This window comes from Paenibacillus sp. SEL3, assembly GCF_054602585.1.
In genome coordinates, this window is record NZ_CM137725.1 from 4,918,155 (window position 1) to 4,943,140 (window position 24,986).

24 protein-coding genes are annotated in these 24,986 nt (G+C 45.2%); 15 read left to right on the forward strand and 9 right to left on the reverse strand.

The window, feature by feature from the left end:
* Positions 1-245: 245 nt before the first annotated feature.
* Entirely contained in the window at positions 246-1,484 is a 1,239-nt protein-coding gene (locus ACYCS5_RS22680) for an MFS transporter (protein ID WP_340884872.1), read from the reverse strand.
* A 334-nt stretch (positions 1,485-1,818) separates the two neighbouring features.
* Between ACYCS5_RS22680 and ACYCS5_RS22685 the strand changes: the two genes are divergently transcribed.
* Both ACYCS5_RS22685 and ACYCS5_RS22690 read left to right on the forward strand, forming a co-directional pair.
* Entirely contained in the window at positions 1,819-2,367 is a 549-nt protein-coding gene (locus tag ACYCS5_RS22685) for a helix-turn-helix domain-containing protein (protein ID WP_459760154.1), read from the forward strand.
* A gap of 99 nt (positions 2,368-2,466) precedes the next feature.
* The gene (locus ACYCS5_RS22690) at positions 2,467-2,982 is read left to right on the forward strand and encodes an acyl-CoA thioesterase (RefSeq protein ID WP_013309488.1); all 516 of its coding nucleotides are present in this window, start codon (positions 2,467-2,469) and stop codon (positions 2,980-2,982) included.
* Between the two features lie 109 nt (positions 2,983-3,091).
* On the opposite strand, the gene ACYCS5_RS22695 is transcribed toward ACYCS5_RS22690, so the two are convergent.
* A complete protein-coding gene (locus tag ACYCS5_RS22695; protein ID WP_459760155.1) occupies positions 3,092-4,561 on the reverse strand; it encodes an RICIN domain-containing protein in 1,470 nt (489 codons plus the stop codon).
* Between the two features lie 227 nt (positions 4,562-4,788).
* Here ACYCS5_RS22695 and ACYCS5_RS22700 point away from each other — a divergent pair, with 227 nt between their 5' ends.
* Positions 4,789-5,487 (forward strand): 4'-phosphopantetheinyl transferase family protein, encoded by a 699-nt coding sequence (locus ACYCS5_RS22700; RefSeq protein WP_459760156.1) that lies wholly within the window; start codon positions 4,789-4,791, stop codon positions 5,485-5,487.
* A gap of 45 nt (positions 5,488-5,532) precedes the next feature.
* Positions 5,533-7,122: an amidohydrolase gene (locus ACYCS5_RS22705; protein WP_459760157.1), complete on the forward strand. Its 1,590-nt coding sequence runs from the start codon at positions 5,533-5,535 to the stop codon at positions 7,120-7,122.
* 69 nt (positions 7,123-7,191) lie between these two features.
* On the opposite strand, the gene ACYCS5_RS22710 is transcribed toward ACYCS5_RS22705, so the two are convergent.
* The 3 genes from ACYCS5_RS22710 to ACYCS5_RS22720 form a co-directional block, all read right to left on the reverse strand.
* On the reverse strand, positions 7,192-8,817 hold the full coding sequence (locus ACYCS5_RS22710; RefSeq protein ID WP_459760158.1) for an S-layer homology domain-containing protein: 1,626 nt from the start codon (positions 8,815-8,817) through the stop codon (positions 7,192-7,194).
* Between the two features lie 157 nt (positions 8,818-8,974).
* Complete coding sequence (locus ACYCS5_RS22715; protein WP_459760159.1) at positions 8,975-9,826, reverse strand: DegV family protein; 852 nt, start codon at positions 9,824-9,826, stop codon at positions 8,975-8,977.
* Positions 9,827-9,858: 32 nt separating this feature from the next.
* A complete protein-coding gene (locus ACYCS5_RS22720; protein ID WP_069012792.1) occupies positions 9,859-10,332 on the reverse strand; it encodes a hypothetical protein in 474 nt (157 codons plus the stop codon).
* A gap of 217 nt (positions 10,333-10,549) precedes the next feature.
* Between ACYCS5_RS22720 and ACYCS5_RS22725 the strand changes: the two genes are divergently transcribed.
* Entirely contained in the window at positions 10,550-10,933 is a 384-nt protein-coding gene (locus tag ACYCS5_RS22725) for a DUF423 domain-containing protein (RefSeq protein WP_029516551.1), read from the forward strand.
* A gap of 107 nt (positions 10,934-11,040) precedes the next feature.
* On the opposite strand, the gene ACYCS5_RS22730 is transcribed toward ACYCS5_RS22725, so the two are convergent.
* Positions 11,041-11,589: a hypothetical protein gene (locus ACYCS5_RS22730; protein WP_029516552.1), complete on the reverse strand. Its 549-nt coding sequence runs from the start codon at positions 11,587-11,589 to the stop codon at positions 11,041-11,043.
* A gap of 450 nt (positions 11,590-12,039) precedes the next feature.
* Entirely contained in the window at positions 12,040-12,810 is a 771-nt protein-coding gene (locus tag ACYCS5_RS22735) for an ANT(4')-I family aminoglycoside nucleotidyltransferase (protein ID WP_069012790.1), read from the reverse strand.
* Between the two features lie 608 nt (positions 12,811-13,418).
* Here ACYCS5_RS22735 and ACYCS5_RS22740 point away from each other — a divergent pair.
* Both ACYCS5_RS22740 and ACYCS5_RS22745 read left to right on the forward strand, forming a co-directional pair.
* On the forward strand, positions 13,419-14,000 hold the full coding sequence (locus tag ACYCS5_RS22740; protein ID WP_238794812.1) for an RNA polymerase sigma factor: 582 nt from the start codon (positions 13,419-13,421) through the stop codon (positions 13,998-14,000).
* A complete protein-coding gene (locus ACYCS5_RS22745; protein WP_459760160.1) occupies positions 13,957-15,654 on the forward strand; it encodes a DUF4179 domain-containing protein in 1,698 nt (565 codons plus the stop codon). Before ACYCS5_RS22740 ends, ACYCS5_RS22745 begins: the two co-directional genes overlap by 44 nt.
* A 185-nt stretch (positions 15,655-15,839) precedes the next feature.
* Here ACYCS5_RS22745 and infC read toward each other — a convergent pair whose 3' ends face one another.
* On the reverse strand, positions 15,840-16,352 hold the full coding sequence (gene infC / locus ACYCS5_RS22750) for a translation initiation factor IF-3 (protein ID WP_029516555.1): 513 nt from the start codon (positions 16,350-16,352) through the stop codon (positions 15,840-15,842).
* Between the two features lie 168 nt (positions 16,353-16,520).
* Between infC and ACYCS5_RS22755 the strand changes: the two genes are divergently transcribed.
* The 4 genes from ACYCS5_RS22755 (at position 16,521) to ACYCS5_RS22770 (ending at position 21,255) form a co-directional block, all read left to right on the forward strand.
* Positions 16,521-17,516 carry an ABC transporter substrate-binding protein gene (locus ACYCS5_RS22755; protein WP_459760161.1) on the forward strand — a complete coding sequence of 332 codons (996 nt, stop codon included), beginning with the start codon at positions 16,521-16,523 and terminating at the stop codon, positions 17,514-17,516.
* Positions 17,513-19,561, forward strand: coding sequence for an iron ABC transporter permease (locus tag ACYCS5_RS22760; RefSeq protein ID WP_165145164.1), 2,049 nt, complete (start codon positions 17,513-17,515; stop codon positions 19,559-19,561). Before ACYCS5_RS22755 ends, ACYCS5_RS22760 begins: the two co-directional genes overlap by 4 nt.
* Before the next feature lie 130 nt (positions 19,562-19,691).
* Positions 19,692-20,003, forward strand: a complete 312-nt coding sequence (locus ACYCS5_RS22765) for an ArsR/SmtB family transcription factor (protein ID WP_023987858.1) — start codon at positions 19,692-19,694, stop codon at positions 20,001-20,003.
* A 76-nt stretch (positions 20,004-20,079) separates the two neighbouring features.
* On the forward strand, positions 20,080-21,255 hold the full coding sequence (locus ACYCS5_RS22770; protein ID WP_459760162.1) for an MFS transporter: 1,176 nt from the start codon (positions 20,080-20,082) through the stop codon (positions 21,253-21,255).
* Between the two features lie 27 nt (positions 21,256-21,282).
* Here ACYCS5_RS22770 and ACYCS5_RS22775 read toward each other — a convergent pair whose 3' ends face one another.
* Complete coding sequence (locus tag ACYCS5_RS22775; protein WP_449291672.1) at positions 21,283-21,414, reverse strand: hypothetical protein; 132 nt, start codon at positions 21,412-21,414, stop codon at positions 21,283-21,285.
* A gap of 74 nt (positions 21,415-21,488) precedes the next feature.
* Here ACYCS5_RS22775 and ACYCS5_RS22780 point away from each other — a divergent pair, with 74 nt between their 5' ends.
* The 4 genes from ACYCS5_RS22780 to ACYCS5_RS22795 all read left to right on the forward strand — a co-directional run bounded on the left by ACYCS5_RS22780 (position 21,489) and on the right by ACYCS5_RS22795 (position 24,894).
* Positions 21,489-22,013, forward strand: coding sequence for a hypothetical protein (locus tag ACYCS5_RS22780; RefSeq protein WP_029516560.1), 525 nt, complete (start codon positions 21,489-21,491; stop codon positions 22,011-22,013).
* 95 nt (positions 22,014-22,108) lie between these two features.
* Complete coding sequence (locus ACYCS5_RS22785) at positions 22,109-22,783, forward strand: VOC family protein (RefSeq protein ID WP_459760163.1); 675 nt, start codon at positions 22,109-22,111, stop codon at positions 22,781-22,783.
* A gap of 100 nt (positions 22,784-22,883) precedes the next feature.
* A complete protein-coding gene (locus ACYCS5_RS22790) occupies positions 22,884-23,339 on the forward strand; it encodes a GNAT family N-acetyltransferase (protein ID WP_459760164.1) in 456 nt (151 codons plus the stop codon).
* A gap of 223 nt (positions 23,340-23,562) precedes the next feature.
* Positions 23,563-24,894, forward strand: coding sequence for a helix-turn-helix domain-containing protein (locus ACYCS5_RS22795; protein ID WP_342425880.1), 1,332 nt, complete (start codon positions 23,563-23,565; stop codon positions 24,892-24,894).
* Positions 24,895-24,986: the final 92 nt, after the last annotated feature.

A 24,986-nucleotide genomic window follows, 5' to 3' on the forward strand; every position in this document is an offset into this window, starting at 1 on the left:
GACTACAGGAGAATTGCCCTTAAAAAGCTGTTTGATTTACTATTGATGACCCAAGGAAGGCTATGTATTTACCAAAAAGCTTCGCTCGTGTTCCGGTTGCAGACGATTTGGCAGCAGCCAGCATCCAAAAGCGGTGTTCAAATCGGATGTGTTCATACAAGGACTGTTTTGACTGAATGGGGAGTTCGTAAAAAAAGGGCGTCCCAGTCAGTTCATGACTTATGGGACAACCCTAAGATGGTGACTTATATAAGCTCCTGCCGTTTTTTCAGATATCTGTAGAGAATAATTCCCGAGACCGCGCAGATGGCTGCGCATAGACCGATAACTCCATATCCCGCCTGAAGCCCGCGCAACATGCCAAGCTCAGTAGTTGCGCCGTAGACTATCTTGACCCCTTCGATTACCCAGCCGATCACATAGTTGCCAATGACACTACCTATACCCATCAGCGTGACGACGAATGTAATAGCTGTATCACTGTCCTTCGGATATCTCCGTGCTATGAACGCCATCACGGTCGGATAGATCATTGCAATGCCTGCACCCGATACGGCAAAGAGAAACGCCAGTCTCTCCCCACCCGCGATTGCTGCGAACGTACATATCGCTGAGAAGGCGGAGAATAGAATCGTCGAAAGCACAAACCCCATCCGGTCAGTGAGCGGACCAAGCAACAGGCGCCCCAACGAGAAGGTAAGAAAGAACGCTGAGAGCATGCTGGACGCCTTCACCGTACTCCATGAATACGCTTTCTCTAAGAAGTTGACTAGCCAGCCCCCAACTGCGAGCTCAGAGACTACCCCAAACGACAGGATCATTACCATCATCCAGAGAGCCGGATCGCGGGTTAGGGTCTTGAGTGAGGTCCGTTCCTCATGCTGCAGATCGTCTCCCGGGAAGGTGCTGAGCAGCGCGGCCACAATCGGCAGCAGGCAGAGAGACAACATAGCCAGATACATCCCCCGCCAGTCCAGCGTATGTCCAAATATCGTCAGTGACATGACTCCCGTCGCCAGCAAAGGGGCGACTGTTGAACTGAGCCCATAGAAAAAGTGGGACAAATTCATCATCGTGCCGGTATTTTTCACAAAAATCCTCGCCCCCAAAATGGCGAGCGCAATCTCCAGCATGCCGTTCCCAATATACATCAAGAAGTAGGACGAGGCGAAGAAAGGATACGTGTGCGACAGATAGATGAACACTCCCGAGATGATCATGGAAGCAAAGGAAATGATGCTGACCGCCTTGATTCCCCACTTACGGACAAGAACGGCGGTGAACGAGCAGGCAATCAAATAACCAAGTGCGTTTAGAGACAACAATGTTCCGAGCTGCTGTTCATCCAGATTGAAGTCGAATTGAATGCGTGGAATAGCAGGGCCTTTAATATTTTCCGAGATGCCAAATACAATAAAGCCAATAAAAATTGTCGCCAGCTGCATCGTGTACATGTAACGGGACTTGCGGGTTTGCGAATTCAATTTAGTCCCTCCTAGATAGTCAACGTTGGTTTTCTCACCTGTTGGGTGTTCAGGGACGGAAAAGTCATAGGATAGCAGCCCTCCTTCAGGATATTACAATAGTTTTGAAAAACGTTTTAATAAGTGAAGTTTAAGGACATTTATATTCAATGTCAAATGTTTTTATTGGCATGTTGAAGTTAACGAGGAACCTGACCATATTACAGTAAATTATAGCATGCCTACTTCCCGTTTAAGCCTTGTATATACCTTGATCGGCTTCTATATATAGCGAACACACAGTCTTTTGTGTATTCTTCTTATATAGACTTTTGGATACAAGGAGGCATCGTCCGTGGATTCAATGCAGTATATTATTGGCTCTAATTTGGCTCAAATCAGGAAGACTAGAGGATTAAGTTTGGATAAGGTGGCTGAACTGACAGGGGTCAGCAAAGGGATGCTGGCTCAGATTGAGAAGGGGAAATCCAATCCTACGGTAACAACCCTTTGGAAAATTGCGAACGGTTTGCACGTATCCTTCTCCACCTTTCTTAAAGAAGACCCGCCGCAAATCACGAAGATTCGAAGGGAACACCTGCATCCGGTTATTGATGAGGACGGTAACTATTTTGTTTACCCTGTATTCCCGTATCACGCTGAAAAGAAGTTTGAGGTGTTCACGGTAAGTCTGAAGCCAGGCTTTACACACCAGGCAGAGAAGCATCTGGGAGAGGAAACGATTCTCATGATCCGTGGGGAAATGTACTTTGAGATGCAGGGGCAACAGCTCAAGCTGAGTGCAGGGGATGCCGTGCAATTTCAAGTATCTGACATACATACCTACCGCAATGATTCGGATGAGGATGCCGATTTTTATGTATTGATTTATTATGCGGATTAGTGGGATGATTAGCATAGTCTAAAACAGGCTTCCACATCAGGATTTTGCAAAATCCTGAGATATAAAAGAGAGCAACGAGGAAAAGAGAGGAAAGAACCCATGGAAAGCAAGTACATCCGAGAAACCTACTGCTTTAAGACATCCCGAGTATTTCCCAACGATATCAACAATCATAACACGCTCTTCGGCGGCCGACTGATGTCGTATATCGACGATATCGCATCTATTGCAGCTGCTAAGCTGTGTCGTACGAACACAGTTACAGCCTCTACGGATTCGGTGGATTTTTTGCTACCTATCCATCCGAGTGATTCTGTCACGCTAGAAGCGTTCGTAACCTGGACAGGCCGTAGCTCGATGGAGGTGTTCGTAAAGGTAATTCGTGAAGGACTAATGACTGGCGACCGAAAAATCGCAGCCACCGCCTTCCTGACCTTTGTGGCATTGGACGAGAACAACCGTAAAGTGACCGTGCCGCAGGTGATTCCAGAAACAGAAGAGCAGTTACAATTGCACCAGACGGCTCCATCACGCGCAGCCATACGGCGTCAGAGGAGGGAAGAAAGCAAGCAGCTGGCTAGTTTTCTGACAACAGATTATCCGTGGGAACTGTAACGTACTAAAGATTATCAATTTCATCGTTTTACGTAAAAAGGAGCCGTTATTTCCGTTAGCAGTCACCATGATCTGCTCGGAATACGGCTCCTTTTGAAAATAACTTGGGCTATTCTACTTTAACTACACGGAAATGCTGATTTGTCCCACCATTATCGCCCCATTGAATGGCTTTGGTTCCATCGGCGGTGGCGCCTTCAGAAATATCGATCAGCTTGCCAGTTGCCCGATTTTTCATCTTGTAATAACCACCGGTTACGGATACTAATTGCCAGTGCTGACTGGACCAGCCTCCGTCGCTCCACTGCTCAATAACTGTACCATCCGTTGTAGTACCGCTTTCAACACCAATTAGCTTTCCGCTGTTGCGGTTCACAATTTTATAATATCCGCTGCCTGCATCTTTGAGTTGCCATTGTTGGCTTGCTGTTCCCGCATCTGCACGCTGTTCCAGGTCTGCGCCGTCCGTCGTTGCATTGCCAATAATGCTTAGTGGCTTATTGCTCTTGCGATTCACTAGCTGATAATAGGCATCCGGATCAATGGCAATGGGGGGCGTTGTTATCCCCTCGACCACACCACTGGCAGTGTCAATATTAATACTGTCGTGCCAATCCATGGCTAATGAAGTCGCTGTTGGAAAACGTAGTGGCAACCATACATATTGAGAATCCTGCACAGGACCGCTCCACGCACCCGCCCAACGGTCGCCCAAATACAGGTATGAAGTTGTCTGGGCACCTTCAACAGGAATCACGTAAGCCGACTGTGAACCATAAGTCGTACCGTCCCCAAAGTTTATCGTATTACTCCAGGTTCCTTCAATGCTGGATGCGGTAGCATACTTGGCCTGATTGGGATTCCAGCCGGTCGCCCCTGATGTAATCAGGAAGTAGACGTCTCCTTTTTTGAACATCGCTGGAGCTTCACGATATTGTCCTGGCCAAAGTGTAGTCACTAGCGACTCAACTTGCAGAAAATCCGGTGTCAGACGATAAATGTTCAGATCCGCGTTTACCCGGGTAGCCGAAATAAGGTAAGCTGTACCGTTATCGTTGTATACGGTCATATCGCGCGAATCGTAATCCAGAGGACGGAAGCTACCCTGATAGGTGTAATCGCCGTCCACCGTATCGGAGGAGGCGACAGCCACTCGGGCCTCGTTGTAATTAACCCCATTCTCCTTGTGCATCCATAATACGTATTTGCGTGTTTTTTCATTATAAATCACTTTCGGACGTTCAATATTCGAAACATTCAGCTCTACGGCGGAGCTGCTGGTCAGTACGTTTTTACGAAACTCCCAGTTTTTTAAATCAGAGGAACGGTAGGCGGATACCGCCTTGAACGTGCCGTTAGGATTACGATTTTCACCAAACCAATAATAGTAACCGTCTACTTTAATCATACCACCCCCATGGGCATGGACCACGTTTCCATCTGTATCTTTAAACTGAATGCCATTCACGACATTCGCTGAAGCGGCTGAAGCGATCTTAGGTGAAAACATCTGAAAAATGCTCAACGTCAGCAAAATAGAGAGCATAATACACAGCAAGCGGGCAAAATCATATTTCATTGTTTCGTCCTCCTCTGTATGTGCTGTTTTAAAGCGCTTTCATTGATGGTCTCTATAAAGTAGTTTTAATAGAGCTACTTATCCCAATTGTATCCATATTGAATTGAAAGTGCTAGAGTAGTATATTGACCATGTACACGGCACACGCCATCCATATCTAACAGACTTCCATCGAACGGTGAGTGTTACAAACTGGCTGATATTCATTAGGTATATAGGAGGCGACCATGAAAATATACGCGATTGATACGAGCAAGCCGGAAGCTGAGGAGCATTACGAATTACTGGTACCTCGGGTTTCACTAGAAAAGCAGCACAAGTTAGATCGTTTTTTACATCGGGAAGATGCTTTGAGGGGCTTATATGCCGATGTACTGCTAAGATGGTTGGCCTGTCGGCAATTGAAGGTATCGAATGCCAGTCTTCAATTTACATACAATGCATTCGGTAAGCCTTCCTTAATAAATGCACCTGCATTCCATTTTAATGTTTCTCACTCGGGAAAATGGGTGGTATGCGCTATTGATGAACACCCGCTTGGAATCGACATTGAGCCGCTTCGTCCTATTGATTTTGAGGTAGGTAGAGTATGCTTTTCGGACACAGAGTATGATGCGTTAATGCGTCAGGATGCAGACAGCCGCTTATCCTATTTTTACGATCTATGGACGCTTAAGGAAAGCTTTGTCAAGGCCGTAGGGCAGGGACTAACCCTACCCTTGAAGTCTTTTTCATTTGAGCTAAAGGCACAACCATTCATAGGCTTCACGACAGAGGGCTTTACCACCGAGTATTGTCATTTTAAACAGTATGAGCTGGATCAGGATTATAAAATGGCTGTCTGTGCAGCTCATGACCAATTTGCCGAGCAGGTGCAGCAGATAGATATAAATACACTACGCTTGGAAGTGGCAACACAGGCGTAATATGAAGTGGGTATGCGTATAGTTGAAAAAAGGAGATGAGTGGCGTTGACATTCGTTTTGTTCAAGCACGGCCGGTTGTATGGGGAGTGGGCTTCCAAAGGAGACTCTATCGTTGTACAGCATGGACGGATACAGGCCATCGGGTATGCTCGGGAGCTTGAATTACAGTTGTCCGGTAAGGAATATGAAACCGTGGATTGGGAAGACGCCTATGTACTGCCAGGCTTAACCGATTCACATATGCATTTGTCTATGCATGGTATGAAGTTATCTATGCTCGATTTAACATCAGCTGCCTCCAAGGGCGAGATGCTGGCTATGCTACGCAAACGGGTCGCTGTAACACCGCCGGGAGAGTGGATTTTAGGACTTAACTGGAACGAAAATGCTTTTATTCCTGTTGAAATTCCGGATATATCCGAGCTGGATGCCATTACAGATCAGCATCCGGTATATCTCACTCGTACGTGCTTTCATACGTTTTTGGCCAATTCAGAGGCATTTCGACGTGCGGGTATTAACGAGGACACCCCTGACCCGGCTTCGGGGGCCTATGGACGAGACGCAGATGGACGGTTGAACGGATTGGTTTATGAGGAAGCCTCCTTTGCCTTTACTAGCGTGCAGCCAGAACCGGATTATTCGGTTAAGAAGGATACGATTCGGCGGGCTTCTATGGATGCGTTAAGGCTTGGTTTGACTGCTGCGCACACAGAGGATTTACGTTTTTTGGGCAGCGTGGAGACGATGCAGCGAATTTACAGGGAGCTGAGAGAAGAAGGCCTTCCTTTTCGCACACACCAGCTCATCTATCATCCATTTTTGGAAGAAGCGAAAGTGCAAGGGCTGCGTGCAGGTACCGGAAATGAGTGGTTTAAAATCGGTGCGATTAAAATGTTTGCCGATGGCGCTATTGGTGGAAGAACGGCATTATTGTCTGAACCCTATAGTGATGCTCCGCATACCTGCGGAATGGCGATCCAACCGCAGCCGGAGCTCAATCAGATGGTGGCTGCTGTCAGAGCCGCAGGCTATCCCGTGGCTGTGCATGCCATAGGAGATGGGGCGGCGCACATGATTTTGACAGCGATGGAGGCCCATGCGCTCACGGAGGAAAGCGGTTTGCCAGATCGTCTGATCCACGGACAGGTGCTTAGGGGTGATTTGGTCAAGAGAATGGCGAAGCTGCCGCTGATCGCGGACATCCAGCCCCGTTTTGTCGCAAGTGACTTCCCTTGGGTACTGGATCGGGTGGGGAAAGAACGGACTGAATATTTATATGCCTGGAAAAAGCTACTGGAAGCAGGTATTCCATGTGCTGGAGGTAGTGACGCGCCGATTGACCCGTTAAACCCTTTTCTTGGTTTTCATGCGGCAGTGACTCGCGCCAAGCCGGAAGAAATGCATGAGGGCTATCTTCCCGCTGAAAAGCTGGATGTACATGAAGCCATTCGTTTGTTTACCACGGGAAGCGCAGTAGCAGCTGGTGAGGCTGATGAAAGAGGGACGATAGCTGAAGGGAAAGCCGCTGACTTTACAGTCATTGACCGTGATGTATCGGAAAGCCCGCAAGCTTTACTTGATGTTAAGGTACGAATGACAGTTGTAAACGGGAAAGTTGCATATCGGTCATAGGCTGGTGCTAAGTATGTATGCCAAAAGCCTTCAACTTCACTTTTCATGTGAGGTTGAAGGCTTTGTATTTTATAAACCACGCTCTATAAAGCGGTCTGCGTTTTTTATACTGGACCACAGATCAGAGCTGGCTCCGCCGGAATACCAGTAGGCGAAGCCAGCAAACCCTGCATCCTGTCCCAAGCGATATTTACGAGTGAAGGATCGCCCATCTTCGAGCCACAGCTTATGAAGCTGCGTGTCCTTGTAAGACACGGTATACTGCTGAATATCCTCATTCCAGATGGGTTTGGAGGCGGAACGGGATATGAGCTGGTTTTGCTGATCTAATGAAATATCAGAGGAAGCGATTGACTGTCCGGTAGCGTTAAGCGTCCAGTTCCGTGTAAATAATGGCAACGCCAAGATCGCTTTCTCTGGATCGGTGGTTTGTACAAAACGCCGCACGCTTTCACGGAGCCATGGCAGTGAGGACACAGAGCCGGGGATCGAGCTCCCTCCCCAGTGCTCGTCATATCCCATCAAGATCAGATAGTCTGCCGCAGCGCCAAGCTGTTTATAATCAAAGGCGGCAGTCCAGTCCGTTCCGTAATCAGGAGATACACAAATCGCCAGTACCGTATTCTGACTTTTTAACTTAGCTTTTAATTGTTGGACGAACAATGTAAAATTGGTACGATCCTGACCATCTACATTTTCAAAATCAATGACAAGTCCGTTCAAACCGTATACAGATACAGCATTAGCAAGCTGACTTATGGTTGTATTTCGTAGAACCTCACTGGACAAAATTTGGTGCGTCAGTGCCAGGTTGGAACGGTTGCCTACCATCGCCCAGATATTTTTATGATGCTGTTTGGCCCAGGTGAGCAGCGATGAATTGGTATAATCGCTGATAATACCTGTTTCATTCAGAAAAAACCAACGTGGTGACAGGGTGTTGATGTTGGATTGGAGCACCGTATTTTCAAACTGCTGAACGGTTTGATCATATTGCCAGCCAATTCGGATGGAAGAAGCGGTGGAAGCAGTTTGGTTAGCATGTTTTGTTGAATACGTTAGCAGTCGCTCCAGTAAGACCGCTGTTTCTTCACGAGTCAGAGAGGATGCAGGACGAAAATAGTTACTTTCACCTTTCATAAAGCCGTAACGATTTACGGTGGTTACCGCATCAAGAGCCCAATCTGCAATTTCTCCAGTATCTGTGAAGGAGGAAGTAGCATCTCCTGATCCGCCTGAAGAGCGGATGAGACGTGCGATCATCAAAGCCGCTTCTTGACGGGTTATAGGACTATTAGGTTGGAATGTGGCAGACGTTCCCCCCTGAACGATATTGAGCTGCGAAGCCGCTTCAATCCATCCATAGTACCACGTCTTTTTGGCAACATCTCGGTAGGAGGGAACGGGTGCTTGTACAGGCTCCAGACCGAGTGTACGGTCCAGTGCGGTAACCCATTCGGCTCTGGTAACAGCCTTTTTAGGAGAGAAGTAACCAGGTCGTGTACCGTTCAAAATTCCTTTAGCGTGCAGGGAAATAATAGACTGATAGGCATAGCTGTGTGCAGTATCCTGGAACGTAGCGCCGGATGCTGCTGCTGGAGCAGCTAAGTATGAAGAGAATGTTGTGAATATTGTGATGGCTGCCGTTGCTGATAGGGTAAGCTTGGCTAACCAACGTGATCGTTTGGAACTCATACCAAATAACCTTCTTTTTTATGATAGATTGTAGATTCATAGTTCGTTACTCGACGAATAATACTATCAAAAAGAGGAAAGTTATTCATTGCTAAATTGCTGGAAAAATACCAAAAAACCCGCTACCTATGCGGCAACGGGTCTGATATTGGATAAACTATGCCTTTTTGGCATACATAATACCGATAGTCTGTGGACCACAATGACTGGAAATGACACAGCCTGCTGTAGTTAGCAGTACCTCTTGTGCGTTCGTTTCTTCTTTCAAGCGAGCTTGCAGCATCAGCGCATCTTCCTCGGCCAAAGCGTGCACGACAATAATGATATCGTTATCCATCTGATCTCGTTGATTCAGAGCGTTTTGCAGCATCTGATCCAGTGCTTTTTCACGTTTGCCGCGGACTTTGTAGGCTGGCGTCATTTTTCCGTCAATTACTTTGATCACCGGACGAATTTTGAGAAGACTGCCGATCAGATTTTGCATGCCGGAGCATCTTCCGCCTTTATACAGGTATTCAAGTGTATCAATGACAAATTCCGTATCTATTAGCGGCCTGGTTTTCGTCAACATGTCTACAATCTGCTCTATCGTATTGCCGTTGGCTGCCGCACGAGCAGCTTTCATCACAAGCAGGCCAAAGCCGCACGACAAATTCAAGGAATCAAAAACCGTAATGCGGCCTTCCGGAAATTCAGAGGCAGCGAGTAGCGCATTCTGGTACGTTGATGATAGCTCGGAAGACAGACTGATATATAAAATATCGTCCCCTTGTTCTATGTAGGGCGCAAAGGCTTGAATAAAATCCGACGGAGAAGGTGCGGCGGTACGTGGTAAATGTCCCTCGCGACTTACACGTTGAAATAATTGTTCCGGGTGAATGTTCACCCCATCCTGCAATGCTTCATCACCAAATACCGTATACAAAGGTACAATGCTAATCTCGTACTGTTGCCGCCAGTGAGTAGGAATATCACTGGTACTGTCGGCAAAAATTTTAATTTTGTTCATACATTGAATCCTCTCTGTGTGATGCAGAAAAATTATAAAGATTGCACGGAGGAAGGATAGATATCCGCTGTGCTATTCGGAACGGAAAGACCGATGGCAAGAAGTGCAATAAAGCCCACAATAATAAGTGCATTAATGATTAAGCCTGTAATAGCAAAGGTTTTCTTACGATTTTTTAACGCAATTCCAATGATACCAACGACAAGTCCGCTACAATTCAGCAACAGGCTGCCTAAAAAAATAAAAGGAAGCAATACCGTTCCGGTTTGCTGCAGAGCGATTTCCGGGTTCATCGTCTGGTATTGGCCGAAATGAGCCAGTAGATTAATAACCATAATAGCCAGAATAATATATCCGATCAGACTGACAAGCGACATAATAAAAGAAGCAATTCCGGGACCGGAATGTTTGAGCTTGACCGGAGGCTGGAACACAGGAGATTCTGAAAAAACAGGGTGCTCCTCAGACGCAGCAGGCTTTTGCAAATTAGGATCTTGGTTACTCATTTTTTCCACTCCTTGAACATAGTCCGAACAGGTACTAATTTTCCACAAAATAAACAAAAAAGCAAGCCACCCTACACAATACCCTTCAAAAGACAGGGCCTAATCATCCAATTCTGTATGCGGTCTTCACACACGCTGGCTGGTAAACTTCATACGGTTTCGATAAAATAAGAAGAACATTCGGCTAAAAGGATGAGATGAAAAGGAGTACACAAACATGCAACGAAAATGGATATTTACGGGATCTATAATGATGATGTTGGCGGTAGCCATTGGAGCGTTCGGGGCACATATTGTGAAAGCCCGGATCGACGCGGATGCTTTGGCCGTATATGAAACAGGTGTGAAATATCATATGATTCACGCTGTCGGTTTGCTGATCATTGCGTTGGCTGCTGGACAGTGGGGGCCTTCCAACCGTCTAAGATGGGCAGCTCGTCTGTTATTGACGGGTATCATTTTGTTTTCTGGTAGCTTGTATGTGCTAAGTCTGACCGGAATCCGTGTGTTGGGGGCTATCACCCCTCTAGGAGGCGTGTGTTTTATAGCAGGATGGATATTGCTGGCATGGGCTGCCATGGGTCTGAAGAAAGAGGATTAAAGTTCTTTTCGGATAATACAAAAAAAAGAGAATGGACAAGAAAGACATCATGTTTTTCCTGACCGTTCTCTTTTTTCATGCTTCGTTTTTTGGTGAAGTATTTACATTTACGATGTGATTTCATCGATCTCATTCATTTTAAAGGAGTACACTTGTTTCTCATCTACATGATACACACTCAGCAGGCTATTATCATGGTCCAGATTGAGGATGCGGCAAGGAATGCTGCGTTGTCCACCATAGCGGTTTACGATTAACCGTACAAGCGTATTATCATGTATATAGCGTTTGATCCATTCATACGTACTAAGGTCTTGTTGTGTTGCAGGCTTTGGCTGTACGTGGGATTGTTTGATCTCTTGAACGACTGGCGGCTTGTTCGTAATTGCGGCTGATTTCTTTTTAGAGAATTTTTCCGCGAGCGTAGCGGCTGCATCAGATGGGCTATTCACGGCTGACTGTTTTTTTAGGTACAGTGCAGCTTCAATTAAATTGCCAAGTTCGATACCGGATTGAATCCGGCTATCCGCAATGTGTTCGTTTTGGCTCAAGAGATTAAGCAGGAACTGAAGGGCCTCTACATTCGAACGGCCTTTAACTAATACATCTACATTAAATAAATAACTGGTTTCGTCTTGATTTGATTCCTTTTTCATACATCCTCCAGCCCAAGCCATGGGTAATTAGTCTTTTATGGTACCTATCAATATATCATTAAAATGTAATCTATCATAGTGCCTAAGGCCCTGTTGTTGGATATTAACAAAAATAAAATCTATATAAAGCTTTATGTGTAAAATTTTAATGGAGTACACTGGAATTGTACATTTTTTGCATGTGTATACGAATGAGGAAAGTATGTGAGCATCGGATATAGATAAGCAAAGACAGAGTTACATATACAGAGAATAAAGGAGGTAGTGGGTGAAATCAAGTAGTTTAAATTTTAAATATATTACAGTGGAAAAACATAACGGAGAAGTACTATTCATCCAGAAGAAAAGTAAAATTCCCCCTTAACGAAAGGGGGACTGGACATATAAAAAACATGATATATTAACATGGTATATTATAGTAAGTGAAATTAAAGCGAATTTTATTTTCGATCAAAAGGGGATCCGTTGTGATCGAATAAGGTAGTCATGTTCGACTGCCCAATTCACAAGACCACTCCAGAAATCTTCACAGGCTGAAATGATCTTCGCTGGTTCAGCTAAATCTCCGGACATAACCAACTTAACTACATGATCAAGTCCTTCTGGACGACTCGGCAGTTCCAGGGCCTCCGGTAGAACCATTGAACCCGTTGAGAAGAGCTTCTGATTGTGTAACCCAACTAACATAGCCCCATATTGGGCAAACTGCATTACCAAGTATGGCAAGTAGGTATGAGGACCATTTACACGGACATTCCTAAGCTTTCCTATAAACTCGTACATTTCACCTACAAGCACTTCGTTGATGGCATGCCTGAAATCTTCCTTTGTGGGGGATTCGGCAGCTTCCTTTAATATAGAAAAAAAGTCTTCAGGATCATACAGACGAAGTGGGGAAAAGAAGGGGCCATGTGTCAACGGCCATTCGCCCTCAACAGTAGAGGCAATTTTAAGAAGAACGTCTGAACTACAGACGTTCACCTCCGCTTTCCAGGGTCCCGCTGACCATTCATGGCTAAATTCTACGGGGCCGTTTGATTCACTTAGTACACAAAACATTTCAATGTCCGAGAAAGGGCCGTCAGTACCTTTGGCAACAGATCCATAGACCCCTATAGCCAGAATTTTGTCTCTATATACTTCATGTAACCTCGCAGCTATATCGTGGCAAGTCTGAAGTCTCTCACTTCGAGAAATGTTGACAGGTCCATTCATGTTCATTAGTATCCTCCTCTGTTTTATTAGGGTGAGTTGAAACTAAAACATGGATGGAGGAGCTCGGGCTTAACGGGGGACATTTTTTCGATTCATTCGAATTCCTCCCAAGCGATTTTGTTATGGGGATTGTACCCAAACGGATTTATTTTAGCAAGCATGTTGCCTTTTCTATCTTGCTTACGGCTATGATAGGGCGGTTATAGGGTGAATCCATAGCTGAAAATTGTTGCTGGAGAGCTGTGGAAAATAGCGGCAAGTTTAATGCATATATTTTATGAGTAAAGCGATGATCTGAAGAAGTTATTTTTTAAGGGAACTAGAAAAATTATGGTCAATAATTTTCTTTTCTCGAATCAATCTTCGTAAACCCAATACTTGTGCCCTACGCTATAGCACTTGGATGGGACTAGCCCAGAAAGAAACAGATGAAAACGGGACAGGCTGATCTTCTCATAGCTGAACTAGGCATAGAGGAATGAGTCATATGTTCAGACCTCGAGGGCAACAAAAACTCAAGGTCTTTTTTATATGGATCGAGTGAGAGAAAAAATGCAGATTAGGAGTCTTAGAAGCAAGACAAACAAAAGCCAGACCTAAAAGGAGGGGAACGCGTGGAGCTGACAGACGATCATTCAATTATTGAAGCTGTACTAAAAGGCAATAAACAAGCGTACGCGGGCATTGTCCGGCGCTATCAGAATAAGCTTTACGGATTGTTCCGCAAGATGGGGTCTTCCGAAGCGGATGCTCAGGATCTGACTCAGGAGACACTACTTAAAGCCTATCGTAAACTGGGAGCGCATAACCCGACGCAGAGTTTTGCCGGTTGGATGTATACAATTGCTGTCAATTTGCAGAAGGACCGTGGACGCCGAAAAGATCCAAAGTCTCTGACACAGGAAGATACATATGAACGTGAAACACCTGAATCGAAGTTGCTGCAAAAGGAACTGCGTTTCGAATTGGATTGCTTGTTAGAGACGCTGCCCGAGCATTATCGACTTGTGTTGATTCTGCGCTACACCAACCAACTGAGTCACAAGGAGATCGCTGGTATTACTGGCATGTCGGTTCGGCAGGTTAACAACGCCGTCCACCGTGCTAAAATCAGTCTGCGCAAAACCGTAGAAGCCAAGGAGGGGCAACGTTATGAGAGTCTGGGATCGTACAACAACGAAAAAAGCCAATCTTGAAACAGAGGACGGCAAATCGACGATAGAAGACAGAAACTGGGAAATTTTGTTGTTTCACGAAAGGCTATCTAATGAGTTTACCGACCAGGTGATGCTGGCGCTGGAAGGAATCGAGATCGAACCAGCTGACAGAGCCGACGCGAGCGATCATGATGTATCCAGATACTCTCCGAGCGAGCAACCAGCGGAAACGGAGGCACAGATCTTGACGGGACCGACTGAATACAGGAATCGGCAACAGAACGCAGCCGCGTACGATGACACGTCCATCGTCGCCCAGGTGAAACATTACCGCGCTGCCAGACGCACTTCACAGTTTAAAGTATGGAGTTTGGTGGTCGCCGTCGTTGTATTTGTGGTTAGCACACTGCTGTATACGCAGCCGACTCTTGCAGATATGGTGAGGTCGCTGTTTGCGAAAGACAGCTATGTGGATAATGGCATGAAGAAGGTCCGTGAAGCAGGACTGGTACAGATTTCGGGTGCCAGTGCTAAAGATCAGGGTTACACTCTGAAAGTCAACGAACTTATCGCCGATTCGACTAGAATGATTATCGGAATCGAAGTTTTCGATGTTGAAGGAAATGCTGTAACCGGGGATTTTAGTATTCAAGATGTCGATTTCAGCCTCTTTGATAACCAGAGAGGTGATGTTGGCGCTGTTCCTTTTGAAGTAAGCACAGGGGGCAACGAGAATATTAGTAGGATTGAGTTCGACTTTATGCGGCCGGTACTGACCGACAAGCTGCAGCTTAGTGCACATATCCGTGAATTGAGGCTGTATGCGGACAAACTTAATGTGGAAGCTCCTATTAAAACGGTAAAAGGAGATTGGAGACTGGATGTGGAGGCAGATCTAACCAAAGCCAAAGCGCAAACGTTGCTGACTCCGATTGATAAAACGTATGAGACGCCAAGCGGCTTACGTATTCACATGCAGGGAGCTACCCGGACGCCGAGCGGCGGATCATTGGAATATACTACAGAGTTGACCCCAGAAGCCGCAGACCGAGCGCTGAACGGACAAAGCGGGTTCCACGAGCTTAAGTATCATCTGGAAGATGCACACGGGAAATGGCTTGGGGATAACAGAGACCCTGAATTCGGACGTCGATCTGGATTGGACCGTTGGAGTGGCAAGACGCACTGGTTCTACCAGTTTAATGATTTTGCCTATGATAAGCAGCAAATTCGATTCGTATTGGACGGCTATATAATTCGAGAGAGAAGCGAGGCGTCGGTCGTGATCGACCCGGCTCAAACTTCAGCTGTGCATCCCGTTAAATTCGAAGACTCGGGTGATGCTTATCTGTTCAAGGGGCTCAAACTTCGTTCCAACAGTTCTAATTCGGGCAAAATGTATGCGACCATTCCGATAGGCGGTATCTTCAGTAGTCCTAACTTCACGCAAGACATTTGGGTTGCCGTTGACGAAAATAATAAGGAGTATTCGATGTTTTTTGGCGGAGGCTACACAACAGATCGTTCAGGTGTAATCGAGCTGCAGGAGGATGCCGGATATTTCGTTGATGGGCTAAATCAAATGCCGAAACAGCTCACGCTAAAACGAAAGGTCGTCAACCATTTGTACAAGGATGCCGATTGGTCGTTTGTCATACCGCAAACGGGAACGAACGGCGTCATCCTGAAATAAGCAAGCGGGTATGTATCGAGGTTGATGGATGAGAAGCGTTTTTGGTATGCTCCCTTGGTGCAAAGTAGCTATGACAAGAAAGAGCCTGAATCATACCCTGTAACCAAGGAATTTATAACAGAGGGCCGAATCGGCCCTCTGTTTCCTACGGTCTAAGTGACTGGTCCAATTTACTGATTCGCCATTCAGCGAGGGTTTAATTTCACTTGTGAGCCCTTGCCGCCCGTCTGGATTCCAGTATCCTTCACTCCGGCTTCCTTCAAATCGATTAGTAGCCGCTCTAGTACCGCTTTGGCGACAGGCGCTTCTTTTGCACCAGACGCTTTAACGACCAGCTGCACCGGTTTGCCGGAACGCAGATGTTTGTCTGCCTGACGCAGCTTCGTGTCGTAATCATGTTCCTCAATATGAGCAGTGAAGCGAAGCTCCTTGATTTTTTCTTTGCCGCTGTTTTTTGCGGCTCGGCCGACATTTTTGCTTGCTGCGGCTTCTTTTTGCGCCAGCGCTTTTCCTTTACCCTTCGCGACCAAGCTACAGGGTGGTGGACTGCTCATCAATGAGGTGCAGACCAGGTCCACCCCTTTGGATCGGGCCATAGCCAAGGCTTCTGACTTGGAGACAACGCCGAGCTTCTCCCCTGCGAGTCCAGTGAGTACCACTTCGTCAGCTTTAATTTGCTCGTTGATTAATACCGCCACGTAAATGAAGCCTCCCTTAAACAATGATAAAGCTATCATATACGGAACCTGTTTGTGATTCAATTTTAGATTTATCTGTATTGACAAAAGTCACTAAGCCCTATAATCTTTTACTGATAATGATTATCATTTTCCAATGCAATATACATACAGGGGTGATTGAGAGAAATGAAAAAGATGTTGAATAGCCTATTATTATTTGTAGTTTTTACTATTGTATTGGCGGGCTGCGGTGCGGCTGGGGATAGCTCGAAGACGGAAGGTACTGCAGGGTCTGAGCAGATATCCACAACGGCTGGTCCGGTTACGGTTAAGGATGACCATGGGGAAGTCAAGCTGGACAAGCCAGCGGAACGTGTAGTTGTACTCGAATGGACGTTTACCGAGGACCTCATTGCACTTGGCGTACAGCCTGTCGGTAATGCGGACAATGAAAACTACAAGCTGTGGGTAACACTGGAGGCGAAGCTGGCTGATACCGTAACTGATATCGGCACACGGGGCGAACCGAATCTAGAAGCGATTGCGGCGCTTAAGCCGGATCTTATTATCACTAACGCCGATAACAATGCAGCGATCTATGCACAGCTTAAGGGGATTGCACCAACGATAGAATTCGATCCTTACAAGGGGAACGGCTATGATTACGACCGTATGGTCGAAATTTTCAAGCAAGTCGCTGTGGCTACCGGAAAAACGGAACAGGCTGATAAGGTCCTAAGCGAACTTGACCAGCACTACGTAGAGGCAAAGGCTACATTAGAGAAAGCGGGCAAAGCAGACTTTCACTATGCGCTGACACAGGCCTTCACAGCTCAAAATGCTGCCAGTCTGCGAATGTTCAAGGAAAATTCGGTTGTAGTGGGAACGCTCGCGAAAATTGGCATGGTGAACGACTGGAAGTCGGACAAGACCGAGAAATATGGGTTTAGCACCGTTGGCATTGAAGCTCTTCCAGCTGTGCAGGACAGCAATTTTATCTATATTACGCAAAAGACGGACGATGTATTTGGAGCCGCGATGAAGAACAACTCGGTATGGAACGGACTAAACTTTGTCAAAGAAAAACGGACCTACCCACTGGACGGCACAACATGGACGTTCGGCGGCCCAATCTCATCCAAAGTACTGGTTGATCAGGTAGTCGGAGCTCTGACGAAATGACCCGAACAGACACAACGGGTTTATCGAAGACTTGGCGTGTAGGAAGCATCTTTGGGGGCGGATTGATCGTCCTCATCGTGCTTTTTTTTGTAAGCTTGTGTTATGGAGAGGCTTCGATCCCGCTTCACACGGTAATTGAGGCGTTGACCCAGCGTCAGGATACGCTTGAACATAACATGGTGTGGGATCTCCGGATGCCACGTACGGTCATCGGAATTATGGCTGGTGGTGCGCTTGCCATCGCTGGTGCTTTGCTCCAGGCCATCACCAAAAACCCGCTGGCGGCTTCTGATACACTAGGTATTAACGCTGGTGCCTACTTTGTGGTTGTCCTTGGCGCGGTGATGTTTCCCGGACTGCTGCATCAGGCGCCGTTTCTATTTGCCGCTGTCGGCGGCCTGCTGGCAGCGGTACTCGCTTACTTCATGGGCGGGGGACGAGCGGGAAGTCCGATTCGGTTGGCGCTTGCCGGCTTGATTGTATCCATGGTTCTCGGTTCGTTTACCGGAGCTTTGCATATCTTTTATTCATTTGAAACGCAGGGACTGTTTCTCTGGGGTTCTGGCTCGCTTGTGCAAAACGACTGGAGCGGGACGACTTACGCCTGGCCCTGGGTCGTAGGACTCTCGGTCATTGCCTTTCTGCTGTCAAGACAATTTGATGTCCTGGATCTGGATGAGTCCACATCCACGTCACTTGGACAAAAGGTTAGTTTGACCCGGGCGGTGGGTATTGTATTAGCTGTCCTGCTGTCGACCATTACAGTTAGCGTCATTGGACCTATTGGTTTTGTGGGTTTGGTAGCTCCACATTTGGTGCGCTTAAGCGGCCTAAAAATGCATCGCTGGGTGCTGCCTGGTTCCTTTCTGTGGGGAGCATTACTGTTGACAGGCGCTGACGTGCTGGCGAAGATGGTCCACCAATCAAGCATGGATCTGCCGACCGGAGCAATGATGGCCTTGATTGGGGCTCCTTGGCTAATTTGGTTGATTCTGTGGAAGATGAAGCTGCCTTCTGGTATTAATGGACAATCTTCAATGAACATAGGTGTGCGCTCTCGGAAATTACCCTATGGCAGGCTGGTCACGTTGCTTGGGTGCGGTGCCGTGCTGTTGACCGTATTCAGCCTGATGTTTGGAGGGATGCGAATTCCGGTTGGCGATTTGCTATCTGGCCTATTTGGCGGTGAGAACGCAAATTCGGCCCTGCTGCAGTTTAGAATTCCGCGCACGCTGGTGGCAGCCGGGGCTGGTATCGCGCTTGCGGTCAGCGGTGTCTTGATCCAATTAGCCGTTCGTAATCCCTTAGCGGATGCCTCGATCATTGGTGTTTCTTCAGGGGCTGGCTTTGGCGCGCTTGCAGTGATTATCGTTTGGCCTGGGCTGCCTGTTTATATGCTGCCTATCGCGGCGATTGCCGGAGCGACGGTGTCGGCGGCGGTGATCTTCTTTTTATCATGGAACAAGCACCTAAACCCGTCTGTGGTCATCCTACTTGGGATTGCTGTATCAGCGATCGGAGCAGCTGGCATTCAGATACTGATTATCCAAGGTTCGCTTTGGGGCAGCACAGGCTATATTTGGCTGACGGGTAGTACCTACGCTCGAAACTGGGGGCAGGTGGCGACGATTTTGGCTTTTCTGCTCGTGTTGTTGCCAATAGCCTGGTGGCTAGCTCGCCGCTTCGATCTTTTGGTGTTTGACGACAGCAGCGCTATGGGACTGGGACTTCCGGTGCGCCGCACCCGGTTGCTGGCGATGGCAGTGGGGGTGCTGCTGGCGGGCGGAGCGGTAGCCTGTGTAGGTACAGTTGGCTTCATCGGGCTGATTGCTCCGCATATCGTGCGTACGTTGATTGGGCACCATGTACGTCGCTCTATCGTTCTGTCTAGCATCTTGGGAGCGGTAATGCTGGTGCTGGCTGATACAATTGGACGGACAGTGCTTGCGCCGACTGAAATTCCTTCCGGATTACTGATCGCACTGATCGGTGCACCGTATTTCCTGTACTTGATGTATCGCTCCAATAAGAGTAAGTCAGTGTAGTTGAATATGTACTTGAACAGGCTGTTTCCCAACGGATTTCCCGTGGGAAAGCAGCCTTTATTATTTATTTTTCTACGTAATCATTGGACTTTATATTTACAAATCTAATAAAATAGATATAATGTTTTATATGGAACCGTCATTGATTTATAAAGCATTGTCAAACGAAACTCGCCGTCTAATTATGCTGTGGTTAAAAAAACCAGAAGAGTTTTTTGATGAACAGGCTTATCTGAAGCAAGGGCTTAATTTTCAAATTGGTGTATGTGTGGGAGATATTCAGGCTAAAGCGGGACTTGCGCAGTCTGTGATTTCAAGTTATTTATTAACGATGCAAAAATCCGGTTTGTTAGAGTCTGAGCGTATTGGGAAGTGGACGTACTATCGTCGGAATGAAAAAACAATCCGGGAATTTGCCGAGTATGTTCAAAAGGAATTATAAATAGAAAGGAGGTTTTTTTTCACGTAATATATCTACAAATCTATATATATAATTAATTTGGAGGCTTATACTTAAAATGAAAAAGGTTAACCCGTTACTTATTATCATTCTGGCTTTAGGCGTATTCGGCATTATTACAACGGAAATGGGAATTATAGGCGTTCTCCCTCAAGTAACCCAAAAATTCAATGTATCAGCTGCCCAGGCTGGTTGGCTCGTCAGTATTTTTTCTTTCGTTGTTGCCATTTCAGGTCCATTTTTGACCTTACTCGTTTCTGGTATGAATCGTAAAATCATTCTATTAATCGCTGTATTCAGTTTTGTCATTTCCAATATTGTCTATGCCTATACCACTCATTTGGAGGTCATGCTCATTTTTCGTGTTCTTCCCGCTATTTTTCATCCTGTCTTTTTTTCGGTCGCCCTCGTGACTGCAGCTCATCTGGTCCCCCCTGAAAAGAGTAGTAAAGCCGTCACCAAGGTTTTCGCTGGAATTACGGTAGGATTTGCGTTTGGCGTGCCTTTGACTTCCTATCTTGCTGAAAAGATATCGTTAGAAGCTGCCTTCTTATTTGGAGCTGTCGTAAGCATGATTGCATTTGTGGGAATACTCGTATGGCTTCCTTCCCTGCCAGTTCAGGAAAAGATGTCTTATGGCAAACAGCTTGGTATATTACGTAAACCTCAATTGTGGTTCAACATTGTGACTGTTATTTTTATCTTTGCAGCTATGTTTTCGGTGTATAGCTATTTTGCCGAATATCTTGGAGAAGTAACTCTGATGAACGGGTCATGGATCAGTATGATGTTGATGGTCTTTGGAATCGTCATGATTTTTGGGAATTTTTTATTCGGGGGATTATTACATAAAAATCTGACCAAGACCGTAATTATGTTCCCATTGCTATATACGGTCATTTACGTATTCACCTATGCTCTGGGTGCTTCTTTCCTACCGATGTTTGTGGTTGTGCTCACTTGGGGGGCCGTGCATTCTGGGGGGCTTATTATTAGTCAAACATGGTTAACCACGGAAGCGAAAGAAGCTCCAGAGTTTGGTAACAGCCTGTTTGTCTCATTTTCTAATCTAGGTATTACGATAGGGGCTGCTACGGGCGGGTGGTTTATCTCTCACTTGGGAATACACCAGCTCATCTGGAGCGGGCTGATGTTTGCATTACTAGCTTTTTTATCCATTATCATAAAAATAAAAATATTCAATTCGAATGCAGCGGAAGCCAACGTGCGTTAAAATATGGAGAGACATTAGAAGAGTACTCTACAAGATGACCATAAAATGATGCATGGGGTGATGTTGATTGCATATCGTATGGACTTCGATCTTAATGACATTCGTAATCGTTAGCGGGATCTTGGCGTTGCTCATCTGGGGAGTGATATCCTTAATCAAGCGCTTTCGCTAAACGCAATGAGGAGTAGACATCTCTATGTGTTGAACTTATATTATCCAATTGGGAGGAATAGATGAATATTCGAATGTACCACGATCTGGAGGCTCAATTGGAAGAAGAGATTTGGGAGCTTGGAGAGGATGCAGCTCATACACTCCCATTAGATAGCAACTTGGCTGTGGAAAAAGCACAGAAGGCTTGGGATCTAATACCCGAGCCTAAGCATAAATGGGGCATCACAGGTGTAACCTTGCATCAATACGTTCAAATTCTCAATTATAACGGACATACTCAGCGATCAGTAGAGCTTTTAAATGAGGAGATTTTAGATTTGGAAGGTACAGGGCACCGGATTATACATGCTGAACCTTATATTCAGATGGCGGAAACACTTCTTCATCAGAGCAACCCTGTATTAGCTCATAAATATCTCAAGAAGGCATACTCGATTGGAAGTGCAAGAGCATTTCGGGACCAGCCCAAGCTTTATCTCAAAATGGCGAAAAGTAAAGCTCTGGATGAACAGGATATATTACTTCAATTTGCGGCGTTGGATGTGAACGCCAAACTTCTAAGCGATTTAAAGGATAATCAATAACCAATGTAATAATCTCATACAATCTGAGATAAAATGCTGATCTGGATACGACGGACTAATGGGCTTCAATATTATTTATGGGGAGGACCAATGCATTGAAATTAAAAGAAGTGCTTTTAGGCACCTACAGTTTCGAAGCGATAAAAGCTTTTTACGGCTCTCTTTTGGATTTGCAGGTTGTGGAGGAAAGCCCTTCGCGGTTGTCGTTTCAAGTAGGGGAATCGGTTCTTGCTTTTCAGGAATCCTCCCATATGGAAAATGAGTTTTACCATATTGCATTTACGATTCCAACAAATAAATTCACAGAAGCAAAACAGTGGGTAATCGACCGTGGAATTTCATTGATTTCAAGACCCCAAGAAGATGAGTTTTTTTTCGAAAACTGGAATGCAACAGCGCTTTACTTCTATGATCCGGATCATAACCTTGTCGAGTTCATCGCTCACCATACACTCGACAACGCAGTCACTGAAGCTTTCGGGCCCAACTCTCTACTTCGTATAAGCGAGATCGGTCTTCCTGTCGATGATGTCCCCGAAGTATCTAGGATAATCACCGAAACGTTCCAACTTGATCCATGGGGAGGGGCTGGACAAAAGTTCGCGCCGCTAGGGAATGTAGAAGGATCATTTATAGTCATAGACAAGCAACGGCCTTGGTTTCCTGATGATAGGCTTCCGGCCGTATTTAATACCAGTGTCTTGTTTGAAGGTCCATACTCTGCCCGTCTTTCACTGCATAATGGTTTGTATGAATTGAGGTCAACCTGAGTTAAGGCTTCATCTCATCGCCATCACCCCCGGATTTCTGGAATAAAGTTTGCGATAAGGGGGGAAATCCGGGGGCCATAATACATTCAGGAGAGAATATATGAATATTAGACTACTTAATTCAAATGAAAAATATCCAATAGAGCTCTTGCTACTAGCTGATCCTTCGTGCCAACTTGTTGAGGAATATTTGAAAAGAGGGCAGTGTTATGTAGCAGAAATTGACCATCAAATTGTGGGAGTCTATGTTCTTTTACCTACAAGACCTGAAACAGTTGAGTTAGTGAATATAGCAGTATCAGAAGATATGCATGGTAAAGGAATAGGCAGACTATTAGTGACACATGCCATTGAAACAGCTAGGGCACAAGGTTATAAAACGATGGAAATGGGCACAGGAAACTCTAGCATTGGGCAGTTAGCCCTCTACCAAAAATGCGGGTTTAGAATTGTAGGTGTAGATCTAGATTTCTTTATCAGACATAATTATGTAGAAAAAATTTATGAGAATGGCATACAGTGTAAAGATATGATTCGTATGTCTCAGGATTTATAGAGCTTAATTTTCTTTACAAACCCTTCAAAGGTATCTTAAGTAAGGTTCTGAAAGGTATATGATATTGTGCCAAAAGATGGTACAATGAATTGCGGAAAGGCTATACAATCATTGGATTGCAATAGTCCTTTTTTAATGAGTTGATATCCTACTAAGTTCCTGACAAGGGGTGGTTACTTTGTACAACACAACAACCACGATACTCACAGAGATAACAAAACATATGAAAGATCATGATTTAATCCTAAGTGATTTAGCTAGAGAAGCAGAAATGAATCCGGGCACCATGAGCAGTATTATTAATGGGAACCGCACACTTTCAGTCGATCAGTTAGATCGAATTACAAAAGCAATGGGGCTTCCCGTTGGCTATTACTACGAACGGTATGTGTCTGAGTATTTAACAGAGGCTAATCCGAATTGGCGTCGAATGAGTCCTTTTATACATAATTGTGCGAAATTAAATAAATTGGACTGTATACAAGAAGTTGTTAATTTATTGATGGATAAGTTAGGCTATTCAGAATCTTTATTTGAGCTTGCCGAAGAACTTTTTAGAGAAGGGCTTTACGAAGCGGCAACTATTCTATATGAGAATGTGGCTCTAAGTGAGAAAAAGCAATATTCAGAACGTCTGGCTATGTGTCAGTACCGTTTGTTCCATACAAGGCAAGGAGATAATCAAGAGAAAAACTATGAAGCAGCCGTTCAATTTGAAATATACGTTGATCGACTAGATGAGATAGAACAGTTAGATGCATTAAAAGATCTGGCGAATACATACCGTTCGTTACGAAAATGGGACAAAGTAGAATTATTCGCTAAAGCTTTGGGAGACAAGGCAAAAATTCAATATAACATGGAGCAACAACGGCATCCTTCCAAAAGAGAAAATGTAAAGAAACCAAGCTTTCCTCTGTTTGCTTATTGGGCTTTTTCGCATTTACTTCGTGCACAAGCATATGACGAGAGGAAAGACTATGAAATGGGACTTCATCATATCAAAAAATATGCTGATTTAAGCTGGGTTTTGGATACAGATGAAGAAACATTGAAATGGAAAAATAAATATGAGGATTGGGCGGTAGTAAATACTTATGTAAATAAGCTTCTTTCAGGCGAAGAGAGCGTACTTCCCGAGTATGTAGCTTATATTTCTTCAAGGAAAGATGAGGTTCTTCCCGCACTTGATAATATCATCGAGGCAGCTAATCGATACCAATTTGATGTAGATGATATTTTAGAGCAATTCAAGGAGGACATTTCATCTTATTTAGAACAACAAAAAATCGAAGGCTTTTATACTCAAAGATTCATAACAGAGCGTTTTATACATTTTTCTAAGGAATTATCAGTCTACTTTTTGACTAAAGGAAGATTTTCTGATGGTTTTAAATTTTTATTAAATTGTTTGGAAAAATCTACATTAATCAATAATAAATCATATATAATTAAATGTATGAGGCTTTTTGAATCTTATCAGGAGCATTCATCATTTGAGACGAAGACAGCCTACAGAAACTTGATTAATGAGGTGGATCAAGATGAAGCGTAAAATAATTCTGACCTTTTTAGCAACCAGCTTTATGTTAATAGCAATAGTTACTGTCCCTTTACTTTTTCATGATCAAGAACATGGCTATCAAC

Coding starts and splice junctions, on each gene's coding strand:
- ACYCS5_RS22690 (WP_013309488.1), top strand. CDS start 2,467: ATGGAAAGCAAGTACATCCGAGAAACCTACTGCTTTAAGACATCCCGA.
- ACYCS5_RS22695 (WP_459760155.1), bottom strand. CDS start 4,561: ATGAAATATGATTTTGCCCGCTTGCTGTGTATTATGCTCTCTATTTTG.
- ACYCS5_RS22700 (WP_459760156.1), top strand. CDS start 4,789: ATGAAAATATACGCGATTGATACGAGCAAGCCGGAAGCTGAGGAGCAT.
- ACYCS5_RS22710 (WP_459760158.1), bottom strand. CDS start 8,817: ATGAGTTCCAAACGATCACGTTGGTTAGCCAAGCTTACCCTATCAGCA.
- ACYCS5_RS22715 (WP_459760159.1), bottom strand. CDS start 9,826: ATGAACAAAATTAAAATTTTTGCCGACAGTACCAGTGATATTCCTACT.
- ACYCS5_RS22720 (WP_069012792.1), bottom strand. CDS start 10,332: ATGAGTAACCAAGATCCTAATTTGCAAAAGCCTGCTGCGTCTGAGGAG.
- ACYCS5_RS22725 (WP_029516551.1), top strand. CDS start 10,550: ATGCAACGAAAATGGATATTTACGGGATCTATAATGATGATGTTGGCG.
- ACYCS5_RS22730 (WP_029516552.1), bottom strand. CDS start 11,589: ATGAAAAAGGAATCAAATCAAGACGAAACCAGTTATTTATTTAATGTA.
- ACYCS5_RS22735 (WP_069012790.1), bottom strand. CDS start 12,810: ATGAACATGAATGGACCTGTCAACATTTCTCGAAGTGAGAGACTTCAG.
- ACYCS5_RS22745 (WP_459760160.1), top strand. CDS start 13,957: ATGAGAGTCTGGGATCGTACAACAACGAAAAAAGCCAATCTTGAAACA.
- ACYCS5_RS22755 (WP_459760161.1), top strand. CDS start 16,521: ATGAAAAAGATGTTGAATAGCCTATTATTATTTGTAGTTTTTACTATT.
- ACYCS5_RS22760 (WP_165145164.1), top strand. CDS start 17,513: ATGACCCGAACAGACACAACGGGTTTATCGAAGACTTGGCGTGTAGGA.
- ACYCS5_RS22765 (WP_023987858.1), top strand. CDS start 19,692: ATGGAACCGTCATTGATTTATAAAGCATTGTCAAACGAAACTCGCCGT.
- ACYCS5_RS22770 (WP_459760162.1), top strand. CDS start 20,080: ATGAAAAAGGTTAACCCGTTACTTATTATCATTCTGGCTTTAGGCGTA.
- ACYCS5_RS22780 (WP_029516560.1), top strand. CDS start 21,489: ATGAATATTCGAATGTACCACGATCTGGAGGCTCAATTGGAAGAAGAG.
- ACYCS5_RS22790 (WP_459760164.1), top strand. CDS start 22,884: ATGAATATTAGACTACTTAATTCAAATGAAAAATATCCAATAGAGCTC.
- ACYCS5_RS22795 (WP_342425880.1), top strand. CDS start 23,563: ATGAAAGATCATGATTTAATCCTAAGTGATTTAGCTAGAGAAGCAGAA.